This window comes from Methylobacterium sp. Leaf118, from assembly GCF_920984675.1.
In the GTDB taxonomy this organism is placed as follows: Bacteria; Pseudomonadota; Alphaproteobacteria; order Rhizobiales; family Beijerinckiaceae; genus Methylobacterium.
Genome location: NZ_CAKLBV010000039.1, coordinates 22,441 through 44,863, shown reverse-complemented (window position 1 = coordinate 44,863; position 22,423 = coordinate 22,441). Strand labels below are relative to the sequence as shown.

Genomic DNA, 22,423 nt, shown 5'->3' with positions numbered 1-22,423 from the left:
CGCCGCCGGCACCGGGCCGCGGTCCAGCCCGACGGTGAGGCCGGCCCCAAGCAGCCGCTTCAGCTCCGCCGCGGCGGCGGCGCCGAGCCCCGCCTCGAACGCGGCACCGTCGAGGCCGCCGGGGTCCCAGGCCGCGTCCGGGCGGACCTCCGGCGTCCCGCTTCCCTCCCCCGCCTCGGCCTTGCCCGCGGACGAGACCGCCTCGGCCCGGTAGGCGACGACGAGGGCGACGCGGTGGCGGCAGATTCCGCTCGCCGGGCAGGTGCAGGCGGCCGCGCCCGGCGGACGGCCGGGGGGCAGACGGGTCACGGTCCCGTCGGCGAAGCGCGCCTCGATGGCGCCGTCCTGGCCCTCCGCCAGGGCAGGCCCCTGCCCGGCCGCAACCTCGCGGAGCGCCCGCTTCACCAGCCCGGCATTGGCGAGCTGGATCAGGCCGTCCTCGGTGAGCGCCAGAAGGTCGGGGCGGGCCATGCCGGGGTCAGCTCCGGACGACCTGCGCGAGCCAGCCGGCGAGTTCGCCCGGCGTCATCGCGGCGACCTCGGCCCCCGCCTCGACGAGGCGACGCGCCATCGCCCGGTCGTAGTCGGGCCGGGCCTGCGCATCGAGCGCGGCCAGCCCGAGCACCCGCGTGCGCTGACCCGCCAGCGCCTTCACGCGGGCGACGAGGACCGCCTCGCTCGCCCCCTCGTAGAAATCCGAGATCACGACGACGATCGCCCGCTCCGGGGCGGTGATCTTGCCCATCGCATAGGCCACCGCCCCGCCGATATCGGTGCCGCCGCCGAGTTGCACCTTCATCAGGAGTTCGCAGGCGTCGTCGCAATCGCGGGTCAGGTCCACGACCGCGGTGTCGAAGGCGACGAGATGCGTCTCGATGCCCGGCAGGCGCCACAGGCAGGCGGCCATCACCGAGGCGTGGATGACGGAATCGAGCATCGATCCGCTCTGGTCGACGAGCAGGATCACCTGCCAGGGCCGCATCTGGCGCCGGTTGCGGGCGAAGAAATGCAGCCGCTCGACGGTGATGCGCCGGGTCTCGGGGTCGTAATGGCGCAGGTTGTCCCGGAGGGTGCGGATGAGATCGAGGTCGCGGGCGCCGGGGAGGCGGGTGTGGCGACGCCGGTCGAGCACGCCCCCGAAGGCGACCGCGAGATCGCGGGCGAGCGTCTCCATCAGGCGGCGCACCACCTCCTGCACGAGCTTCCTCGCCATCACGAGGACTTCGGGCGCCATCAGGTGCTTGGTGCGCAGGACCGCCTTGAGCAGGGTCTCGTTGGGCTCGACCCGGGCCAGCACCTCGGGGTTCGTCACCACGTCGTCGATGGCGTAGCGTTCGATCGCGTCGCGCTCCAGCCGCTCGATCGTCTCGCGGGGGAACAGGGTGTGGATCTCGTTGATCCAGCCCGGCACGGTGAGCGCCGAGCCCTCGCGCCCGCCATGCCGGCCCCCTTGCCGGCGCACGCCGCGCTCCTCTCCGCTCGTGTCCCGGCCGTAGAGCCAGTCCAGCGCCCGGTCCATCGCCGCCGCGCGGCCCCCGAGCCGGCAGCCGGCCCCGGCGCAGGCGGAGTCCGCCGCCTCGCCGAGGATGAGCCGCCAGCGGGTCGGCGTGTCGAGGCTCACCGCAGGCGCGTCCCGGCGAGCAGGCTCGGGCCGCGCAGGAGTTCGCTGGCGGTCACGGGGTCGAGGTCGCCGAAGGTCCTGCGGCTGGTCTCCCGGCTCCAGGCGCGTTCCAGGGTCAGCTCGCCGAGGGTCTGCTCGGCGTTCTCGAATTCGGGAGCGCCAGTGAACAGGCCGTCCCCGAAATGGAGGTAGGCGGTGCCGGCCTCGCCGTCCGGGAAGGTGACGCCGCAGTCGAGCCAGTGGATGTCGCCGTGGTCCTGCTTCTCGCCGAGCGGCCAGCCGAGGGCCGCCATGCCGCGCAGGCGCTTGGCCTCGACGACGATGCCCTTGAAGCGGTCGATCTTGGACTCCGTCCGCTCGGCCTCGGTGAAGGCGTGGGTCTCGCGGGCGAGCTGCGGGAAGGGCTGGGCGATCTCGTAATCGCCGAACAGGGCGCCCCAGGCGGCGAGCGCCCCGGCGTCGAGGTGCAGCGGGTGGACGAGGCCGATCAGGCCCGTCGCCTCCTCCGAGAGGTCGATCTCCGCCGGCTCGTCGGCGGCATCGGTGAAGCCGAGATCCTCGGCGATCCGGAAGGTCCGGGTCGGCGGGGAGCGCGGGTCGGCATCCGGGTAGGTGGCCCAGACGAGGCGCTGGCCCAAGTGGCGCACCAGCGGGTGGGTGGCGAAGAACGGCCCGAACACCGCCGGCCGCACCCGCCGCGCGCTCGCCAGCATCGCCTCCAGCCGCGCGACCTGGAGGCTCGCCACGGCGCGGGCGTCCTTCTTGAGCGCCGCCCAGCGGACAACCGCCGCCGCGGCCTTCTCGGAATCGTCGGCCTTGGCGGGCTTGGGCAGGTCCTTGAGGCGCTGGCCGGCCTCGTCCTTCACCCAGGGCTTTAAGGTCTCGTCGAAGCCGGCGCGGAAGCGGCGCTCGCCGAAATCGAGGTCGAGGCCGCCGCGGGCGTCGAGGTCGAGGTCCGGCGCGAGCCGGTCCGACAGCTCCTCGGGCGAGAGGCCTCGGGCCTCCGCAAGCTGGGCGATCTTGGCCCGGGCCTTCTCCTGCAAGCCCTTGAACTTCAGTTTCTCGGCGATGCCGTTGAGGTTCATCAGCGCCACGTCCGAACCGATATCGGCCAGGACGTCGAGGCCGGTGACCGCGCGGGCATGGGCCGATTCGCCGGGCCAGCGGCGGATCAGGCGGGTGAGGTCGCGGGCCGTGCCGTCGTCGCCGAACCAGCCGAGCGCCCGCAGGCACCAGCCGTCCTTCGAGGGCGTGCCGGCAGCCGTCCAGGCGGAGAACAGGTCCCAGGCGAAGGCCGCGAGGCTGTCGCGGGTGCAGGCCTCCCGCACCATCGGCACGCCGGCATAGACGGCGTCGGGATTGGTGAAGGACAGCATCTCGCAGAGCGCCAGCACCGCCTCGTCCGGCAGGGCGGCGCCCTGCTTGAGGCGGGGGCGGGTCAGGGCGCCGGGCACGAGCCAGGCCGGCGGCCGACCGACCTTCGCCGGAACCCGGGCGAGGGGATCGCGGTCGAGCACCTGCGCCGCCGCCTCGACAATCCGGGGCTCACGCACGGCGTAGGCCGCCACCACGCTCTCGATCTCGGCGCGCCCGTCCGGGCGGTCGGCGGCGAGGACCCGAAGCGCGTGCTCGGCGGCGTCGCGGACGGCACCCGGCTTGCCGACGGCGTCCGGCAGGAGCCGGGTGATCGCGGTGCGGCGGTGGCGGCGCAGCCACGCGAGCGCCGGCTCACGGGCCTTCTTGAGCTGGCTGAGCGCGCGGGCGGCCGCAGGAGCGAGCGCGGCGGCGTCGACGGTCAGGACCGAGGGCAGCAGCCGGACCGGATCGGTCTCGACCAGGGCGACGAGGCCGGGCACCGCCTTCTCCCCGAAGCGGTCGAGCATCGTCGCGACGATCTCCGGCAGGGTGGAGACGTGGCTCTGGCCCGCGACCACGCCGGTGAGCGACCACAGCGCGAGCGCCAGCGGCTCGGGCTGCTTCTCCATCCCCTCGATCAGCTTGCGGTAGGGCGAGGGTGCCCAGTAGCGGCAGTTCGCGTCGATCTGCGCGAGGCGCGTGCCGACCCAGGCCAGGAGCGCCTCCGCGTCTTCGCGCGGCGGCGGCGAGGGTGCAGGGGGGATCTTGGTCCAGTCCTGCTTGAATTGGGTCGTCTCGGCCTCGTCGACGAAGGCGGGCAATTCGCTGAGGTCCGTGAGGACCCGGGCGTGATAGCGTCGCCAATGATGCTCCTCCACCACCGGCTTCTCGAAGCCGAACGGGGTCGGCCGGGGATCGAGAGCGAGGACGCGGTCGTCGGCGCGCTGCGTCCTGGCCCGCCAGGGCGGATCGCGCAGGACGCGGGGCCAGTCCTCCCGTTCCGCCAGCGGCACGGCGCGGGCCTGCGCCAGCGCGTCGAGGAAACGCGCGGCGCGCCCGTCGCCCTCCCCAAACCAGCCCCGCACGGTGTCGAGGCCGTGGCTGTCGAGGGCGCGCACGGCGCGGGCGCGCAGGGCCGGCTCGGCCCGGCCGCCGGCGAGCACGGCGAGGCAGCGGGGGACGATGGCGGCCGGGTCGGCAGCGAGCGCCGCGTCGAGGCCGGCGGCGACCGGCTTCTCGTGGAGATGCGGCAGCAGGGCGGAGAGCGCGCCGGCTTCGCCCGTCGACAGGATCGCCCGCGTCACCGCCGTCCGCTCGTCGTCGAGGGCGTAATGCAGCAGCCAATCGAGGCCGGGCAAGGCGGGCTGGCCGGCGGCGGCGGCCACCGCGAGCAGGGTCGCGGCGGCCTCGGAGGCGTCCAGGGCGCAGTAGCAGAAATAGAGGTGGTAGCTGCGCTTCGTCCGCCAGCGCGCGGCGGCCTCCGGCGGCGCATCGACGATCAGCGGCAGGAAGGTCGTGTCCGCCGCCACGTCGATCCCCGCGGCCTGCGCCCCCTCCAGCACCGCAAGGGGCTGGAGGGGGTGCGGCGCCGGCCGGTCGTCGCCGAGGAGGAAGGCGAAGTCGGCGGCGCAGGCCCAGTCGTGATCCTCGGCGATCCGCGCGTTGAGATGGGCGACCGCCGCGTCGTACTCGGCCTCCGGCGCATGGACGAGGGCGGCCCGCAGGGCGAGGAAGAGGGGCTGGGCCCAGGCGAGGTCTCGGTAATGCCCCTTCCGGGCGCCCGTCCGCATCCCGCCCGCGAGACGGGCGGCCGCCAGGGCGCCGCCGCGCTCGACGAAGAAGCGCAGGGCCGCCTCGAAGAGCGGGCGCAGATCGTCGTCCGATCGCGCGCTCGGTCGCCCCGCGCTCCGCTGCTCCTCGAAGGCCGCGGTGACGGCCACGATCCACTCCGACAGGCCGTCCGGGGACGGCTTTTCTGCGATCAGCCGGGCGCAGGCCCCGGGGCCGACCTGCGCGATCAGCGGCGCCCGGAGCGCCTGCCAGGCCGCATCCGCGCTCAGATGAGGGCCGGGCCGCAGGCGAGTCGGCAGCGGCGTCCCGTCGAACATCGCGCGCGAGGGGGCCGGGGCGGACGAGCCGGCCTCGGCGGGCGCGGGCTCGGCGGACACGGGCTTGGCGGGCGTGGGCTTGGCGGGTTTGGAGTCAGTGAGCGCGGGCTCGGCGGATCGGGGGGCTTCGGACACGGGCGCGGCGGGGAATCCGGCCGCCGGTGCATGCGCCGCGTCAGCCTGCGGGCCAGGCGCCGGGGCGGGCGTCTTTGCCGGGGCAGGCGTGCCGGTGTCCGGCTGGGCGGCCGGTGCCGGGCCCCCCGCCGCCCCGTCGCCGGCCCGGGCATAGCCCTTGGCGGTCTTCTCGCGGACGAGCTTGTCCTTTTCCTTCAGGGCGGCGGCCGCGTCCGAAAAGGTCTTGTCCTTGCTCTGGCCCTGGGTGCCGATGCGCCCGAAACGCACGGTGAGCGTCGCGCCCGCGACGGAGGCCTCCCAGAACTTGGCGGCGGTCCCCTCGACCAGTTCGTAGCGCTCCATGCCGTCGTGTCTCCTTGTGCGTTCAACCCTCGTCGGGGCCCGCGGCCGCGCGCCGGCTCAGCGGTTCGCGAGCGCCGAAGCGGTGCCGCCCGTCGGCCCGCAGGGGCGCCCGTCGTCGCCGGGATGGCCCCGGGCGGCGCCGCGCCTGCGCGCCCCATCGGAGCTGGCCCGGGCGGTTCGGCCGGCGCGGGCCGAGGGCGCGGATCCGGGGGGCGGATGCCGGTCTCGCGCGGTGCGGCCCCCGTCCCGGATTCCGGCTCCCCGAGACCGATCCCGCCGTCCGCTCGCCGCGCGGCATTCGGTCTCCCCGCGAGAGGCCGAGATAGACCCCGAGGCTTCCGCTCAGGTCAACCCGTAGCGGGCGAGCCGGGCGGCCACCCTCGCCTCCCGAGCGAGGGCCTCGGCCTGATCGAGGGGGTCGGCGCGCTGGCGCATCCAGGCCAGGCCCTCGGCCTCGGCCCGGGCCTCTCCGGCCCCGCTCCGGCGCAGGATCGCCACGGCGATGCGCTCGCGCTCGCGCGGCGGGAACCACGCGAAGGCCATCCGCAGCGACGGGAGCGCGCGCAGGAAGTCGTCGTCGCCCCAGGCGGCGACCAGTCCCTCGACGGAGGCGAGCGTGGCCTCGTCCGCGATCTCCTCCCGGGCGAGGGCGAACAGGCCGGCGAGACAATCGCCGAGGCGGTCGGGCAGGCCGAAGCGGCGCAGCCGGCGCAGCGCCTCGGGTCCCGCCCCCGCCTCGCCGCAGGCGACGAGGAAGCCGAGCGCCGCCCCGGCCAGCGCGGGCGGCGCCTGCGGGTCGGCGAGCCGGCGCCCGAGCATGGCGACGAAGGGCGGGCGCAGGGAGGCGAGTTCCGGCCGCGCGTCGGCACCGTCGCGGAACAGGTCGCGGCAGGCGATTAGCAGGTCGAGGGCGTCCAGCCCCGCCCGGGGATCGGCGATGGCCTCGACGAGGCCGAGGGCGCGCGCGACCAATGACAGGCAGAGCCGGGCGAGGGCGGGGCGCGCCGCCTCGCCGAAGGCCGTGCCGAAGCGGTGCAGCCGCACGATCCGGCGCCCGGCGGCCCCCAGCTCGGCGGGGTCGTGCGCTCCGGCGAGGCCCCGGTCGAGCGCCGCCAGCAAGGCGCCCTCGATGGCGAGCCCCGAGAACAGCGCCTCCGAGAGGGCGCCCGCGAGCACGGCCAAGGAATCCGGCGCGGCCTCGACCCGGGCGGCGAGCCGGGCGGTGGCCGCCATGGACAGCGTGCCACCCCATTGCGAGGCCTCGATCAAGGCACCGAGCCAATGGGGATGGGGCGCGAGCACGAAGTGTTCGCGCGGCAGGCCCGGCTCGGCGAGGTCCGGCCCCTCGCTGCGGCTCACGCCCGGAAGCCCCAGGATGAGGAGCTGGTGGAGCAGATGGGCGCGGGGCCGGTCCCCGGGCTCGGCCCAGTCGAGGGCGAGCCGGTGGCGCGCGGGGCCGGGCGCCAGCCCGGCCGCGCGCAGGCGCTCCTCGACATCGGCGACGAGGGGCGGCTGGCGGGTGCCGGGAGCGAGCCGCCCCTCCCGGGTGCCGGAGAGCGCCCGCAGCATCGCGAGGAGCGCCGGATGGCCCGGAACCGCGGCGCTCGCCGACCAGGCGGGGGGGCCGTCGAGGGCGTCCTTCACGAGGTTCGCCAGGGCGCCGTCGATCAGGTCGGCGCGCAACACCGCCGGATGCGCCCGGAGCCGCGCCAGCCCCTCGGCATGGACCGCCCAGGCGATGCGGTCGGCGGTCGAGACCACCTGCCCGGCCCCGCGCAGGGCCGCGCTGATCGCGTCGAAGGCCCAGTCCGCGGCGGCGGCGAACCCGTCGGCGGCGACCCGCTCGTAATAGCCCGGCGAGGGCATGCCGGCGCTGTAGCCCGAGAAGCGGTCGAGCCGGGGATAGGAGGTCGGCACCACGAAGCTGCCGGCGCGCATCCCCGCCTCCGGCTCGGCCGGCTCCGGCCGTGTCCCGTCGGCCTCGCCCGCGTAGCGCCGGATCGCGTCCGCATGCCAGCCGCCGCAGACCAGCACCACGGGCCGGCCGCCGGCCTCGCGCAGGGCATGCGCCGCGTGGGCCGCCATGAAGCGCTCGCGGGCTTCCTCCGCCGGGTCGTCGGTGCCGGGCGGGCGCAGGAGGTCGAAGTAGCGGGCGAGCCGGGCCGGCAGCTCCGCCTCCGGCGCCGCCTCGGCGAGCGCGTCCCACAGGGCGTCCTGATCCTCGGCGCCCAGAGCCGCGGCGAGCGCCCGCTCGGCGGCCTCGGCCCGGGCGCCGTGCGGATCGGCGTAGCGGTTGCGCCGCTCGCCGAAGGCCGGATCCCAGGCGGGCAGATCGCAGAACCGCGTCTCGGCCCCGGCCGCGCGGCCGGACACCAGGGCCTGCCATTCGGGAGAGAAGGCGCAGAACGGGCTGTAGGAGGCCACACTGCCCTGCGCATCGGCCCGGAACGAGAAGATCGCCACCGGCAGGGCGTGGTCGAGGGCGAGGTCGCCGAGAGACGGGTTGAAATCCGCCGGGCCCTCGATCAGCACGAAGGCTGGCCGCAGCCGCTCGATCGTGCGGCGCACCAGCCCGGCGCAGGCCGGGGAATGGTGGCGCACGCCGACGACGGTGAGGCCCTCTCGCCCCGCGGGGTCGCTCACTGCGGGGTCAGCAGGTGGCGCGCCGCGTAGAGTTCCCGCCATCCCTCGCCCTTGCGCCCCGCCACCCGCTGGTCGAGGTAGCGCCGCAGCCGCGCCAGGTCCTCCGCATCGTCCTTGGCGGCGGTGCCGGCCAGACAGGCCACGAGATCCTCGGGGCGCCCGGCATCGCCGCGCAGGAAATGCGCCTTGACCCCGATGGCGTGGGCGACGCTGACGGCCTCCGCCGTGCTCATCACCGCGGAGAGTTTCTCGAGGCCGGTGCCCTCGGCATCGACCGCCTCGCGCAGTTCGCGGAAGCAGGTGACGAGAAGGTCGAGCACGTCCGGATCGGGGGAATGCGGCACGCCGGAGCGGGCGAGCAGGAGGCCCGCCTCCCGACGCACCAGTTCGCGCTCGGCAGCCGCGTCGGCGATGGGAAAGACGGTCTCGAAACCGAAGCGGCGCTTGAGGGCCGCCGACATCTCGTTGACGCCGCGGTCGCGGGTGTTGGCGGTGGCGATCAGGTTGAAGCCCTCGCGGGCATAGACCATGCCGGCCTCGCCGGTGAGTTCGGGCACCGCCATCACCCGGTCGGACAGGACCGAGAGCAGGCTGTCCTGCACCTCCAGCGGGCAGCGGGTGATCTCCTCGAAGCGCACGATGCGCCCCTCGCGCATTCCGCGATGGAGGGCACCCGGCACCAGGGCCCGCTCGCTCGGTCCCTCGGCGACGAGCAGCGCGTAGTTCCAGCCGTAGCGGATCTGGTCCTCGGTCAGCGAGGCGCCGCCCTGGATCGTCAGGGTCGAGCTCCCGCTGATCGCGGCGGCGAGCAATTCCGAGAGCAGGCTTTTGGCCGTGCCCGGTTCGCCGATGAGCAGCAGGGCCCGGGACGTGGCGAGCGTCACCATGGCGCGCTCGACGAGGGCCGGCGCGCAGACCACCTTGGCCTCACCGGGCGCCGCCCCGCAGATGAAGCGCTTCACGCCCTGGAGCGAGAGCTGCCAGCCGGGCGGGCGCGGCGCCGTGTCCTCGGCCCGCAGCCGCGCCAACTCCTCGGCATGGACCACCTCCGCGGGCGGCCGCTGCCGCATCTCCCCCTCGCTCCGCGCCCGTGCGGCCTTCGCCATGCGTCCTCCCCGATCTGCCGGCGCAACGGCGCCGACCATGCCCCGGGGCGGCGGCCCGCCTCAAGGGGCGCCCTCCCTCCGCGCCGCGACCGCCGCGAGAATCGCCCTCGAGACGGGCTCCAAGGCGATTCTCGAAGGCCCTGCCCCACATCGGCTTTTTTCGGGGCCGGCATTCCCCTTTCGGGTCGATGCCGTCCGGTTCGATCCGGCGCGTGCCCGCGAAACCGGCGCTCACGCGGCGTGCTGAGGGCGGCACCCGGTTCCGGCGAGGGTGCCGGGACGAGGTTCGGCGCTTTCCGCCTCGGCGGCACCGGCTATGCTCGCGCCGATGACGTGGCCGATTCGTTTTCCCAGCGCCGCGGCCCGACCCGCGGCCCTCCCTCGCCCCTTGCGGGGCCGGTCCGGGCCCATGGGCGACGGCGGTCCCGCTCCCCGCCGGTCCGCCCGTTTGCGGCCCAGCGGTCGGGTGGCGCCCCGCATCCGTCCCGCCGCCCGCGCGCGCCGCTCCTGCTGGCTCTCCTCGCTGCCCTGGCGGGGGATGCGACGGCCCGGGAGAGTGGGCCACGGGAGCCGGGCCCGGAGAACGAGTGCCGGCGTTCGCCCGTGCTCTCGGATGGCTCGGCCCTCGCCCTCGGCCGGATCGCCGCCCCGGGCCGCACCGCCTTCGTCAAGGACGGCCTCGCCCGGAAGGGGTGCCCCGATCCGGGCGAGACCTGCCGCGAACGGGCCTATCTGGTGACCGGCGATCCGATCATCCTCGGCGAGCGCCGCGACGGCTTCGTCTGCGCGGCCTATCGGGGGGAGGCGGACGGGATGGGCCGGACCGGGTGGCTCCCGGCGGAGGCCATCGCCGTCGAGCCGCCGGTCCCGGTCGCGCGCGACGGCTGGCTCGGCACCTGGACCCGGGCGGAGGCGCAGATCCGGGTGAGCCCGGGCAAGGCGTCCGGCACGCTCGCGGTCTCGGGCGGCGCCACCTGGGGCGCGGGCGATCCCGACCGGGTGGCCCGCGGCGGCATTCATGTCGGCGAGATCGAGGGCACGGTCACGCCGGTGGGCGACGCTGCCAGCTTCGGCATGGGCGAGGACGGCTCGCTTCCGATCGAGCGGGCGGACCCGGCCGATTGCCAGGTCTGGCTGCGGCGGATGGGACCCTGGCTCGTCGTTGACGACAACCTCGCCTGCGGCAGCCTGAACGTCACCTTCCGCGGCCTCTATGGACGCGGGCCGTGATCCCGAGCGGTCCCACGGGCCCCCTTGCCCCCGCGGCGCCCCGCCCGGGCGGCATCGCGCCGGAGCGGTGCCCCGGCCGCCGATCCGTGGGGCGAGCGGGTCCGGGCCTGCCGATGACGGGGGCCCCGCGATGAGGCATGCCAGCCTGGCCCTCCCGCTCATCCTGTCGCTCGCGGCCTGCACGCCCGCGGCGCCGACCATCGCGGAAATCGAGACGTTTCTGGGCGTGACGCTGCCGCCGGGACACCGCGACCTGCGCGCGGCGGACGAGGCCGGGATCGACCGGCTGATGCGCCTGCGCTTCGACGCGCCGGAGGCGGAAGCCACGTCCTTCGCGGCAAGGCTCGTGCCCGGCGGGCTCACTCCCGGCCTGGAGCCGGGCCTCGCGAGCTTCGGCGGCGGGCTCGACGGATGGTACGCCGCCCTGCCCGAGGGCGCCGCCGGCGGCGAGGCGCTGGTGGCCGGCCGGCGGGCCCACAAGGTCGTCATTGGCCCGGCCGGGCCCGGCCTGTCGCGGGTCTGGGTCGCGGTGTTCACCCTGTGAGCCCCCGCGACGATGGAGCCTGCCGCGACCGCGAGGATCGTCGCCCGGTGTCGAGACGCGCGCGCGTCCGGCCGAGCGGGCGCCGCCGGGACACCGCACCCATGCGTCCCAACCCTCGGATCGAGGACGCGTCCCTCAACCCGCATCCGTTGATCTCCGAGAGGCGGCGTCCCCTCTCGGGCCGATGCCAGAGGCGCCCCCGATGATGCCCTTGCCCACCGCGCGTCCCGCCGCCCTCGCGGCCCTGCTCGCCGTCCTCGCCACCGGGGCGGTGCAAGCCCAGGGTACCGCCCCGGGCTTCGTGGCCGAGCGGGCCTTTCCGGTCGCGGGCGCGTGCTACCTGCGCCGCTACGACGGCGATCATCTCGCCCGTCATCCGGGACAGGTCGTGACCGCGATCCGGATCTGGGGCGATGCCCGCGGCCTGATCGTGCTGCGGCCCGAGGCCAAACGTATCGATCCCGAACTCGACCTGACGATCCGCTTCGATTTCACCGACGGGGGGCATGCCCAGGGCACCGTCGGCTGCCCCGAGGCCGGCGGGCGCATCCGCCGCTGCGGCCGCAACGCCTCCTGCTCCGGCGACCTCGCCGTCGATCTCCTCCCGGACGGGCGGCTGCGGATCGTCAATGACGGCACGGCCCCCCGCATCCACGGCGCCCCCGCGGGCTTCAGCCCCGACGCCGCCTGCCGCCCGGTCGCCGATCCGGCCCGACCCGGGCGCTTCGTACCGGCGGACGCCCCGAACCGCGTCTTCCTGCTGTCCCGGCAGCCCCTCGCCGCCTGCGGCGCGGAGCCGTGACCGCCCAGGGCGCGGAACCGGGGCGCGGTGCGGCGCAGGCCCCGCATCGCGCCACGCCGGCCCGGCCTGTAGGCGCGCCGGAGCGGTTGCTTGCCAGAGCGATCGCTTGCCGGAGTGATCGCTTGCCGGCCGCCGCGGCCTTGAGATCGGCCGGCTTGCGCGCCACCTGTGGGCGGCTGAAGCCCCCTCCCGCGCCCCGCCGAGCCTCTCCTTGCCCCTCTTCGATTACGCCGCGCAGGCGGGTTCCGCGATCCGGGCCTTCGCCGAGGCGTCCGGCGATCTCCTGATCCAGCCCACCCTGCGGCTCGGCGTGACCGGGCTCGCCCGCTCGGGCAAGACGGTGTTCACGACCGCGCTGATCCACCACCTCGTCGAGGGCCATGCCCTGCCCGCCTTCGAGCCGGCGCAGGCAGGCCGCCTGCGCCGCGCCCGGTTGGTGCCCCAGCCCGACGACGACGTGCCGCGCTTCCCCTTCGAGGAGAACTTTTCCGCGCTCACCGAAGCGCGGCGCTGGCCGGGCTCGACCGATCGGATCAGCCAGTTCCGCCTCGCCATCGAGTACCAGCGCGCGGGCGGCTGGCGCAGCGGCCCGGCCACGCTGATGCTCGACGTGGTCGATTATCCCGGCGAGTGGCTGCTCGACCTCGCCCTGATCGACCAGAGCTACGTGGCGTGGTCGCGCGCCACCATCGCCGGCACCCGCCGGGCCGGCCGCGCCGGGATCGCGGCCCCCTGGCTCGCCGCGATGGCCGAGCTCGATCCGGCCGCCCCCCTCGACGAGGTCGTGGCCGAGCGCGCCGCCAACGCCTTCAAGACCTATCTCTCGGCCCTGCGCGCGGGCGCCGAATCGGTGGCGACCACGCCGCCCGGCCGCTTCCTGATGCCCGGGGACCTCGCCGGCTCGCCGATGCTGACCTTCGCGCCCCTCGACGGCTTGAGCGACGAGACCGTGCCCGGCAGCCTCGGCGCCCTGATGGAGCGGCGCTTCGAGGCCTACAAGGCGAAGGTGGTCGAGCCGTTCTTCCGCGAGCATTTCCAGCGGGTCGACCGGCAGATCGTGCTGGTCGACGTGCTCTCGGCGGTCGATTCCGGCCCAGCCGCCCTCGCCGAGCTGGAAGAGGCCCTCGACGCGGTGCTGCTGTCCTTCCGGGTCGGCCGCAACTCGCTGCTCTCGCGCTTCTTCGCGCCGCGCGCCGACAAGATCCTGTTCGCGGCCACCAAGGCCGACCACCTGCATCAGTCGAGCCACGACCGGCTCGACGCCCTGCTGCGCCTGCTCGTCTCCCGCGCCATGCGCCGCACCGAGGCCGCGGGCGCCCGGGTCGGCACGGTGGCGCTCGCCTCCGTGCGCGCCACCCGCGAGACCACGATCCATGACGGCGCCGAGGTGCTGCGCGCGGTCTCGGGGACGCCGGAGGCGGGCGAGCATGTCGGCGAGGAAGTCTTCGACGGCCGGACCGACGCCGCGGTCTTTCCCGGGGAATTGCCCGCCGACCCCCAGGCCGTGCTCGAGGGGGCGATCCCGCCGGGCTCGTTCCGCTTCCCGCGTTTCCGCCCGCCCCCGGTCCGGCCCGACGCCCTCGGCCGGCCGGGCCACCTGCCGCAGATCCGGCTCGACCGGGCGATGCAGTTCCTGATCGGGGACCGATTGACGTGACGAACCCTCCCGGCCAGCGTCCGCGCGCCTTCCGCATCCCGTCCGCCGAGCCACCGCCCGGTGCCGCCGAGGGGGAGCCCCCCCAGGCCCCGCCGCGCGCCGCGTTCCGCCCCGAACTGGGTCCGGATGTGCGGCTGGTGGAGGAACCGTTCGAGATCGTCGAAGCCGCCGATCGCGTGGCGGTGCCCGTGGCCCCGCGACGCCGGGCGCCGTGGGTCTCGATCCTGTTCGGGGCGGTGGGCAGCCTCGTGGCCATCGCGGTCGGGCTCTCGCTGGAACGGCTCGTCGCCGACCTGTTCGCCACCGCGCCCTGGCTCGGCTGGGTGGCGCTGGCCCTCGTGGCGCTGGCCCTCATCGCCCTCACCGCCATCGTCGGCCGCGAGGCGCTCGGCGTCTGGCGGGAGCGCAAGATCGAAGCGCTGCGCGAGCAGGCGCTCGCCGCCCTGGCGACCCGCGACCACACCGCGGCGCAGGGTGTCGTGAGGGAACTGCGCGCCCTCTACGCCGATCGCCCGGCGCTCAGCGGTGCCCTCCAGCGGCTCGACGCGGTGGGCGACGCGATTCTCGACGTGGACGACCGGCTCGGGCTCGCCGAGGGCGAGTTGCTCGCCCCCCTCGACCGGCAGGCCAAAGCCGCCATCGCCCAGGCGGCGAGCCAGGTCTCGGCGGTGACGGCGTTGAGCCCGCGGGCGATCGTGGACGTCGCCTTCGTGGTCTACTCCGCCGCCCGGCTCCTGCGCCGGATCGCCGCGATCTATGGCGGCCGGCCGGGGCTGCTCGGGTTCCTGCGGCTGGCGCGGGCGGCCTTCGCGCATCTCACCGTCACCGGCGGGATGGCGGTGGGCGAGGGCATGCTGCATCAGGTGCTCGGGCTCGGCCTCGCCGCCCGGGTCTCGGCCAAGCTCGGCGAGGGCGTGCTGAACGGCCTGATGACCGCGCGCTTCGGCCTCGCGGCCGTCGCCGTCTGCCGGCCCCTCCCCTTCGTGCGGGCGACGCCGCCCACGGTGAACGACGTGGCCGGCCAGCTCTTCCGCGGGAGCGAAACCGACAAGGCGTAGAAAAGCCCCCGCATCGGGCGATGCGGGGGCCTGCGTATCGTGTGGCGCTGCGGGGCCGGTCAGCAGTCGTTGCCGCCCTTCTCGCCGAGCTTCTGGTCGTTGCCGGCGGCATTCATGGCGCCGACCGTGCCCGGCGAGGCCGGCTGGTTGCCGCCCGCATTGTTCTTGGCCGAGGACGTCTCCTTCGAGCCCGGCTTGTCGGCCACGCCCTGGTTGGCGCCGACATTGTTCATGGCGCCCACCGTGCCCGGCGAGGCCGGCTGCTGGCCACCCGCGAGGTTCTTCGAGCCGGCATCGGCGCCGCTGCCGGTGCTGCTGCCGGCGGCGCTGGAGCCCTCCGGTGCCTTGGCGGTGCTGCCGGTGTTGCAGGGCGCGGCGAAAGCAGAGCCGGTCATGAGGGCCAGGGCAGCGGCCGCGACAACGGTTTTCGTGAACGTCACGTTGGTTTCCTCCGAGATGATCTTGCGGGTGTGTCACCCGTTCAGACCGGGGAAAGCGATTCAGGAAGACGAAGTTCCCGAATTCTCCCGGCGCAGAAGTATCTTCTCGGGTCTGTTCACGGCCCCGCTTCGTCCCGTCCTCCGTATTGCGACGCGGGCGCGCACGACAAGGCGGACCACCGACAGCGCTCGTTCGACAGCGACGCGACCGGCCCAAAACGGACGCCGCCGGGGGCGCGTGATGCGCCGCCCGGCGGACACGGGGGCCCGAACGGCCGGTGGCAGGCGCCGGTTCAGTGCCGCGGCAGGGTCCGAAGCGCCTTCAGGAACACGTCCACGTCCTCGCGGGTGTTGTAGAAGGCGAGCGAGGCGCGCACCGACTGGTCGACGCCGAAGCGGCGCAGCGCCGGCAGGGCGCAGTGGTGCCCGGAGCGCACCGCGACGCCGTGGCCGTCGAGATGGTGGGCGACCGTCTCGTTCTTGAGGCCCTCGACCGTGAAGGACATCACGCTCGCCTTGTGGCGCGCCGTGCCGATGAGGCGCAGGCCCCTGATCTCGGCGAGGCCCTCCTGGGCATAGTCGAGCAGGTCGTGCTCGTAGGCCGAGATGGCCGGCAGGCCGACGCTCTCGAGATAGTCGAGCGCCGCTCCGAGGCCGACCGCCCCGGCGATGTCGGGCGTGCCCGCCTCGAACTTCTCCGGCGCGCCCTTGTAGACGGTCTTGGAGAAGGTGACGTCCTCGATCATGTGGCCGCCGCCCTGCCACGGCGGCATCGCCTCCAGGAGGTGTTTCTTCCCGTAGAGGGCGCCGATGCCGGTGGGGCCGAACACCTTGTGGCCGGAGAAGACCAGGAAATCGGCGTCGAGCGCCTGCACGTCGATCGGGATGTGCGGCGTCGATTGCGCGGCATCGACCAGCACCGGCACGCCATAGGCATGGGCCAGCGCGATGATCTCGGGGATCGGGTTCACCGTGCCGAGGGCGTTGGCGACGTGGGTCACCGACACGATCTTGGTCCGGCCCGACAACAGCGCGGCGTATTGCTCGAAGATGATGTCGCCGCGGTCGTCCACCGGGATCACCCGGAGGGTCGCGCCGGTCTGCTGGGCCAGGAGTTGCCAGGGGACGATGTTGGCGTGGTGCTCGATCGTCGAGACGATGATCTCGTCGCCGGGGCCGATATTCGCGCGGCCGTAGGAATTGGCCACGAGGTTGATCGCCTCGGTCGTGCCGCGCAGGAAGACGATCTCGTCCTTCGACGGGGCGTTGAGAAAGCGGCGCGTCTTCTCGCGCCCCCCCTCGAACAGGTCCGTCGAGCGGGCCGCCAGGGTGTGGGCGGCCCGGTGGATGTTCGAGTTGTGGCGGGCGTAGAACTCGCTCGTGGCGTCGATCACGCTCTGCGGCTTGTGGGTGGTGGCCGCGTTGTCGAGCCAGACGAGGCGGTGCCCGTTCACGCTCTGGTGGAGCGCCGGGAAGTCTTTTCGCACGTGCTCGACATCGAAGGGCGCGCCGGCCGGCACCGAGCCGTGCGAGGTCACCCGCGGGGCGGGGCCGGCATGGCGCGAGGGCTCGACCCGCGGCTGGGCATGGGCCGTCTTCGCCCGCGCCGGCGGCGGCGCTGGGTTCAGGAAGTAGTAGTCGCCCGTGTTGTCGGGCGTGCTCGGATGCGGCAGCCGGCCGAACTCCGAATGATGCTCCTGCGCCTCGTCCTTGCCGCCTCCTCTGCCGCCCTTGCCTCGGCCGCCTTTGCCCGGGGCGGCGGGCACGAGGTGCGGCGCCAGCGCGTGGGCGAAGCCGTTCGCACGCGGGTGGTCGGCCGCGACCTGACGGTGCAGGTCGTGCCCGCCCGGGATCGCCGCCGCCACGTCGGGCACGCTCGGTACGAAGAACTCGGGCAACCGGTTCTGGTTCGGGAACGGATGCACCGAGGGGATTCCCGCCACATCGAAAAAGTTCGCGCTCGCCGGCGCGGGCGTCGCGCCGACGGGGTTGGCGTGCGAGGGGCCGGAGAGGCCGGGCAGGCCGACCGGCGGCGCGCCGAACGAGCGGGCGGCCAACGCCGACACGTCGGGCTGGACGCCGGACGGCAGGGCGCCCAACGGCGCGGAGGGCGCACCGAGGGTGGCGCCGGGCAGCGCAGGCTGCCCGGAACCGGAGGGGAGGGTCTCCAGGCCCTGAGAGGCCTGGGAAGTCTGCGTCGGGTGGGGTTGGAACGGCGCGCTCGACGCCTGTCCCTGGCCGTAGATCTCGCGGGCGAGGCGCCCGACGAGATCGGCATGCGCAAGATCGCCCGCGCTGCCGGTCGGGAGACCGATCGCCGCGGCGTTAGGCGTAGTCATGGTAGTTGCCCAGCAGCACGTTATCGAGACGGGCGATCGCGTCTTCGACCAGCACGGCGGCCGAGAAGTAGCGGGTCACGAGGTGCGAGGCGATGGAATGGTCGTTGGTGCCCATGTAGCGCACCGACAGGCCGGGCTCGATCTCGCCGGTCACGCCCGACTTCTGCAGCCCGACGACGCCCTGCTCGCCCTCGCCGACGCGCAGGAGCAGGATCGAGGTGGTCTGCGCGCCCGTCACCGGGTCGATGTCGATCGGCAGCTTGTCGCTCGGCACCAGCGGCACGCCGCGCCAAGTGATGAAGGGGGCGCCGAACAGGTGGACGACGACCGGCGGCACGCCGCGGCGGGTGGCCTCACGGCCGAAGGCCGCGATGGCCCGGGGATGGGCCACGAAGAAGGCGGGCTTCTTCCAGACCAGCGTCAGCAGCTCGTCGAGATCGTCCGGGGTCGGCGGGCCCGAGCGGGTCGGGATGCGCTGGCGGCCGGCGACCTCGCCGAGCAGGCCGAACTGCGAGTTGTTGAGCAGCTCCCACTCCTCGCGCTCCTTCACGGCATCGACCGTGAGGCGGATCTGCTCGCGCAGCTGATCGATCTCGTTGGAGTAGAGGTCGGTGACGCGGGTATGAGTGTTGAGGATCGTCTGGATCGTCGAGAGATGGTACTCGCGCGGGTCGATCTCGTAATCGACGAAGGTGGTCGGCAGGCGCGGCTCGCCGGTATGGACCGCGAGCAGCTCGATGCCCTGCTCCCCGTGGGAATTGGTGTGACCCGTCAGGCGGTCGCGCTCCTCCTGGTACTGGCCGATGCGCGTACGGATGCCCTCGTCCTCGATCGCCGCGCGGTCGAGCGTCAGCAGCGTTACCGCCGAGAGCGCCTTCACGGCCGGGGCCGGGCCGGCCTCACCGACCAGGGCCCCGTCGCCGAAATAATCGCCGCGGGTAGCAAGACCCTGGCGCAGGCGGCCCTTATAGGGGCCCGACAGGGTCAGCTCGACGGTGCCGTCGGCGACCACGACGAGGCTGCGACCGGTGGAGCCCTCCTCGGCGATGGTCTCGCCGGCCTTGTGCTTGCTCTCCGTGAACTTGCCCGCGAGCGCGGCGAGTTCGGCATCGCCCAGGCGGCTGAAGAGCGGAACGGCGCGCAGGGTCGACGACCGGATGGTGCGGCCCCCGTCCTCGGCGCTGAGATCGACGCGGCCGGGCTTGGCCAGCACCACGGCGCGGCGGTTGACGCGGTAGACCCCGCCCGCCACGTCCACGAAGGGCAGGAGCCGCAGCAGGAAGCGTGGGGTGTTGGCGACGTTCTGGACCGAGGTGACGGTCGCGGTCGCTAGATTGCGCGCGGCGGAGGCGCTCACGCTCAGGCCCGGTCCACTCATCTGTCGTCGTCTCCCGTCGTCATTCGATCGAGGCGGCCGTGCGGTGCCCTCGATACGGACAAAGGTCCGCATCGGAGCCGCGCCCACTGGCGGCGCGTCAGGCCACGATTTGAAATTGTTTCGATCCCGCCGGATTTGCTTGTCTATTCCTGCGGAATGCCGGGAAGCTAGGGCGGATCGGCAAGTCGGGTCAATAGAATGGTTTTCTCATTCTGGCCCTGTTTTTACGATAGCCTTCTAACATCGGCGAGATACGTGATATTATCTTCTTACCAACTTCGAAACCGGAGAACGATTTTTTATAAAATTCAGAATGCCACCTAGTCTTGGCAAGGATCTCCTGCCCGCCTGGCGGGGGAGGCATCGCCGGCGCCGCTGGACCGCCCCGCGCCGAGGCTCACGGGACCGCCGGATCAGATGCCGTCGCCGTAGCCGACGAAGGACTGGTCCATGGTCTGAGCCGGGCTCTCCCCGTCCGGAAGCCGCGAGACCACCCGGGCCGGCACCCCCGCGACGGTGGTGTGGGCGGGCACCTCGTGCAGCACCACCGCGGCGGCGGCGACCTTGGCCCCCTCCCCGACCCGGATGTTGCCGAGCACCTTGGCGCCGACGCTGAGCAGCACCCCGCGGGCGATCTTCGGATGGCGGTCGCCGCTCTCCTTGCCGTTGCCGCCGAGCGTCACCGACTGGAGGATCGACACGTCGTCGGCCACCACCGTGGTCTCGCCGATGACGACGCCGGTGGCGTGGTCGATGAACACCCCGGAGCCGATCCGCGCGGCCGGGTGGATGTCGCAGCCGAACACCTCGGAGATGCGGCTCTGGAGATGGAGCGCCAGGGTCGCCCGGCCCTGCTGCCAGAGCCAGTGCGCCACCCGGTAGCCTTCGAGGGCGGCAAAACCCTTGTAGAACAGGAACGGGTCGAGATAGCGCCGGCAGGTCGGGTCGCGCTCGCGGATCGCGACGAGGTCGCGCACGGCCTCGGCCGTCAGGTGCGGATCGGCCTCAGAGGCGGAGACGCACAGGTCGCGCACGGTGAGCCGCGACAGGTCGCCGTCGCCCAGCCGGTGGGCGAGGCGGTAGGCCAGCGCCCCCGACAGACCGCGCTGGTCGAGCACGGTCGCCTGGATGAGGCCCGCATAGAGCGGCTCCTCGACCAGGGCCGCCTCGGCCTCCGCCCGCAATTCCTGCCAGACATCGGCCTCCGCCGTGCCGCGATGGGTCGCCCGCAGGGGAAGCTGGCCGAGCGCCGCACGGGCCTCGATGGTGCCGATCGTCATGGCGGGCTGCGTCCTAGTTCACGCGCCGGAACATCGCCGGCAGGTAGGCCTGAAGGGTCTCGTGCCCCTCGAACTTGACGTCCACGGTGGCCGGGTCGTCGGCCCGGTGGTCGGCGGCCGGATGGGTCTTGACGACCCGGCCGGTGGCGTTGCGCCAGATGCCGAGGGTCTCGGCGAGGTCGAGGCGGGCGAACATCACCGCATCGCCCGGGCGCATGCCGCCGACGGGACCGTGGCGCTCCCCGGACCCGTCCGCCTCGCGGCGGTCGACAGCCCCCTCGGGAAACCTTTTCCACGTCCGTCCGTCGTGAGGGAAAACTTCCATCGCGCGGTCTCCTCACCCTAGCAGAATTTTCGCTAAGTCGTTGTTATAGCTTGATATTTGTCGAAGACGGGCGGCATTGCAAGCCTTGTCCGCGAAGATTTCCCGCGCTACCCCGTCCCGACAGGCCCCGGCGGACGACCCGTGGGGGCGCGGAAACCGGACGCCATGACGCGCACGCGTATCGACGACAAACTCTCCGTGTCCGGCCAGCCGAGCCTCGACGCGATCGGGGCGCTGGGGGCGGAAGGCGTCGCGCTCCTCATCAACAACCGGCCCGACGGCGAGGAGCCGGACCAGCCCGGCACGGCCGCCGAGCGCGCGGCGGCGGACGCCGCGGGCGTCGCCTATCTCGATCTGCCGGTGACCGGCCCGACGATCACCCGGGAGGCGGTGGAGCGCTTCCATGCCGCGGTCGAGGCGGCGCCCGGCCCCGTCGTCGCCCATTGCCGCAGCGGCACGCGCTCCCTCACGCTCTGGGTCCTCGGCGAGGTTCTGGCCGGACGGCTGCACCGCGACGAGATCGGCGCGTTCGGCGCCCGCCACGGCTTCGACCTGTCGGGGGCCGTGCGCTGGCTCGACGCCCACGGACATTGAGGAAATCGGCCCGGATCCCGGATCCGGGCCGACCGTGTGATCCGTGTCCCCGGCCGTCCCTGCCCGAAAGCCGGCGACGACCTGTCGGGATGACGCTTGAGAGGAGGGACCCCATGCATCCTTACATGGCCGGCCTCGCCGGCGGCGCGCTGATCGGCCTGTCGGTGGCCGGGTTGATGCTGCTCAATGGGCGCATCGCCGGGATCAGCGGGGTGGTCGCCGGGATCGGCCGGAATCGCGGCGAGCGGCAGCACGCCGACATCGCCTTCGTGATCGGCCTGATCGCCGGACCGCCCCTGTTCGCGTGGCTCTCGGGCGCGTGGCCGGCGATGCATGGCGTCGCCTCGCTGCCGGTGCTCGCGGGGGCAGGCCTCCTTGTCGGCTTCGGCACGCGGCTCGGCTCCGGCTGCACCAGCGGCCACGGGGTCGCCGGCCTCGCCCGACTCTCGCCGCGCTCGCTCGCGGCGGTGTTCACCTTCCTCGCCACCGGCATGCTGACGGTGACGGCCCTGCGCGGGCTCGCGCCGTGAGTGGCACCATGAGTGGCACCGTGAGCGGAACGATGAACCGGACCGTCCCCCGCCTCGCCGCTTCGCTCGGCGCCGGGCTCGTCTTCGGCCTCGGCCTGTCGCTGTCGGGGATGCTCGATCCGGCCCGGGTCCAGGGCTTCCTCGACGTGACCGGCGCCTGGGACCCGACCCTGATCTTCGTGCTGGGCAGCGCCGTGAGCGTCGCGCTCGCCGGCTTCACCCTGGCCCGGCGCCTGCCGCGCCCGGCCCTCGCCGCCCGCTTCGACCTGCCGACCCATCGGCGCATCGACGGGAGGCTCCTCGGCGGCGCGGCCCTGTTCGGGATCGGATGGGGCCTGTCGGGCCTCTGCCCCGGCCCGGCGGTGGCGGCCCTCTCCACCGGAGCGCTACCGGTCGCGGTCTTCGTGCTGGCGATGCTCGTCGGCATGGCGGCCTTCGAGCGGCTTCCGCAGCCCCGCTCCGAGGCCGCGCCAGCGGCCCGGCCTCCCGCTCCGATCAGGCCCGAGGGGCCCGTAGCGAGCGGATGAAACGCGGGATGAAGCGGCTGCGGCCGCCGGCGGCCTCACCCTCGTCCCCGGCGGGCGGGGCGGCCTCCGCCCCCGCGATGCCGCCTTCGCCCTCGCCATCCCCCTCGGGCCGGTCGTGGACGCGGGTCAGCACGTCGGTCACGAGATCGGGGACCGGACGGCGGTAGTCTTCCAGCAGAATGGCCGCCTCGCCGAGCGCGGAGACCTTCGCGGGCGAAGGCACACCGATCAGGCTTTCCAGAAGAACCTGATCGGCCAGTTCGCCGGCCAGCCGGGAGACTTCGGTGAGGCGATCCTCGGAGGTGTTCGCATCGGCCATCGCGGATTCAAGTCCGATCGAGCGTCCCCGGATTCGGCAACCGGGGGAGACGAAACATAAGTTACCTCCGGCCATCCTTGGCCTGCGGG

Annotated in this window: 18 protein-coding genes and 1 pseudogene; 8 read left to right on the top strand and 11 right to left on the bottom strand. The window is 73.9% G+C overall.

Annotated features, from left to right (window positions below):
• The 5 genes and pseudogenes from LW587_RS16075 to LW587_RS16055 all read right to left on the bottom strand — a co-directional run.
• Positions 1-471 (bottom strand): annotated as a pseudogene (locus LW587_RS16075) (hypothetical protein); the annotation flags it as partial.
• Between the two features lie 7 nt (positions 472-478).
• On the bottom strand, positions 479-1,621 hold the full coding sequence (locus LW587_RS16070; protein ID WP_232630601.1) for a VWA domain-containing protein: 1,143 nt from the start codon (positions 1,619-1,621) through the stop codon (positions 479-481).
• Positions 1,618-5,562: a DUF4132 domain-containing protein gene (locus LW587_RS16065; RefSeq protein WP_232630600.1), complete on the bottom strand. Its 3,945-nt coding sequence runs from the start codon at positions 5,560-5,562 to the stop codon at positions 1,618-1,620. Before LW587_RS16065 ends, LW587_RS16070 begins: the two co-directional genes overlap by 4 nt.
• Before the next feature lie 342 nt (positions 5,563-5,904).
• The gene (locus tag LW587_RS16060; protein ID WP_232630599.1) at positions 5,905-8,205 is read right to left on the bottom strand and encodes a DUF5682 family protein; all 2,301 of its coding nucleotides are present in this window, start codon (positions 8,203-8,205) and stop codon (positions 5,905-5,907) included.
• Complete coding sequence (locus LW587_RS16055) at positions 8,202-9,311, bottom strand: ATP-binding protein (protein WP_232630598.1); 1,110 nt, start codon at positions 9,309-9,311, stop codon at positions 8,202-8,204. Before LW587_RS16055 ends, LW587_RS16060 begins: the two co-directional genes overlap by 4 nt.
• Before the next feature lie 603 nt (positions 9,312-9,914).
• Here LW587_RS16055 and LW587_RS16050 point away from each other — a divergent pair.
• From LW587_RS16050 to LW587_RS16030, 5 genes are all read left to right on the top strand, one after another.
• A complete protein-coding gene (locus LW587_RS16050) occupies positions 9,915-10,541 on the top strand; it encodes a hypothetical protein (RefSeq protein WP_232630597.1) in 627 nt (208 codons plus the stop codon).
• Between the two features lie 130 nt (positions 10,542-10,671).
• Positions 10,672-11,085: a hypothetical protein gene (locus tag LW587_RS16045; RefSeq protein WP_232630596.1), complete on the top strand. Its 414-nt coding sequence runs from the start codon at positions 10,672-10,674 to the stop codon at positions 11,083-11,085.
• Between the two features lie 202 nt (positions 11,086-11,287).
• Positions 11,288-11,887: a hypothetical protein gene (locus tag LW587_RS16040; RefSeq protein ID WP_232630595.1), complete on the top strand. Its 600-nt coding sequence runs from the start codon at positions 11,288-11,290 to the stop codon at positions 11,885-11,887.
• Between the two features lie 211 nt (positions 11,888-12,098).
• A complete protein-coding gene (locus tag LW587_RS16035) occupies positions 12,099-13,544 on the top strand; it encodes a YcjX family protein (protein WP_232630594.1) in 1,446 nt (481 codons plus the stop codon).
• Positions 13,541-14,602, top strand: a complete 1,062-nt coding sequence (locus LW587_RS16030; protein ID WP_232630593.1) for a YcjF family protein — start codon at positions 13,541-13,543, stop codon at positions 14,600-14,602. The genes LW587_RS16035 and LW587_RS16030 overlap by 4 nt, the downstream gene beginning before the upstream one ends.
• Before the next feature lie 59 nt (positions 14,603-14,661).
• Here LW587_RS16030 and LW587_RS16025 read toward each other — a convergent pair whose 3' ends face one another.
• From LW587_RS16025 to LW587_RS16005, 5 genes are all read right to left on the bottom strand, one after another.
• Entirely contained in the window at positions 14,662-15,042 is a 381-nt protein-coding gene (locus tag LW587_RS16025) for an exopolysaccharide production protein YjbE (protein ID WP_232630592.1), read from the bottom strand.
• A gap of 293 nt (positions 15,043-15,335) precedes the next feature.
• A complete protein-coding gene (locus LW587_RS16020) occupies positions 15,336-17,381 on the bottom strand; it encodes a family 2A encapsulin nanocompartment cargo protein cysteine desulfurase (protein ID WP_232630591.1) in 2,046 nt (681 codons plus the stop codon).
• Entirely contained in the window at positions 17,368-18,759 is a 1,392-nt protein-coding gene (locus tag LW587_RS16015) for a family 2B encapsulin nanocompartment shell protein (RefSeq protein ID WP_232630590.1), read from the bottom strand. The genes LW587_RS16020 and LW587_RS16015 overlap by 14 nt, the downstream gene beginning before the upstream one ends.
• A 413-nt stretch (positions 18,760-19,172) precedes the next feature.
• Entirely contained in the window at positions 19,173-20,039 is an 867-nt protein-coding gene (gene cysE, locus LW587_RS16010; protein WP_232630589.1) for a serine O-acetyltransferase, read from the bottom strand.
• Between the two features lie 13 nt (positions 20,040-20,052).
• On the bottom strand, positions 20,053-20,364 hold the full coding sequence (locus LW587_RS16005) for a hypothetical protein (RefSeq protein ID WP_442919156.1): 312 nt from the start codon (positions 20,362-20,364) through the stop codon (positions 20,053-20,055).
• 165 nt (positions 20,365-20,529) lie between these two features.
• Between LW587_RS16005 and LW587_RS16000 the strand changes: the two genes are divergently transcribed.
• The 3 genes from LW587_RS16000 (at position 20,530) to LW587_RS15990 (ending at position 22,015) form a co-directional block, all read left to right on the top strand.
• On the top strand, positions 20,530-20,958 hold the full coding sequence (locus tag LW587_RS16000) for a TIGR01244 family sulfur transferase (RefSeq protein ID WP_232630588.1): 429 nt from the start codon (positions 20,530-20,532) through the stop codon (positions 20,956-20,958).
• An 89-nt stretch (positions 20,959-21,047) separates the two neighbouring features.
• On the top strand, positions 21,048-21,488 hold the full coding sequence (locus LW587_RS15995; protein WP_332839839.1) for a YeeE/YedE family protein: 441 nt from the start codon (positions 21,048-21,050) through the stop codon (positions 21,486-21,488).
• 32 nt (positions 21,489-21,520) lie between these two features.
• The gene (locus LW587_RS15990; protein ID WP_232630602.1) at positions 21,521-22,015 is read left to right on the top strand and encodes a YeeE/YedE family protein; all 495 of its coding nucleotides are present in this window, start codon (positions 21,521-21,523) and stop codon (positions 22,013-22,015) included.
• On the opposite strand, the gene LW587_RS15985 is transcribed toward LW587_RS15990, so the two are convergent.
• Positions 21,984-22,334, bottom strand: coding sequence for a hypothetical protein (locus LW587_RS15985; protein ID WP_232630586.1), 351 nt, complete (start codon positions 22,332-22,334; stop codon positions 21,984-21,986). The two genes, LW587_RS15990 and LW587_RS15985, sit on opposite strands and share 32 nt — an antisense overlap.
• Between the last annotated feature and the right edge of the window lie 89 nt (positions 22,335-22,423).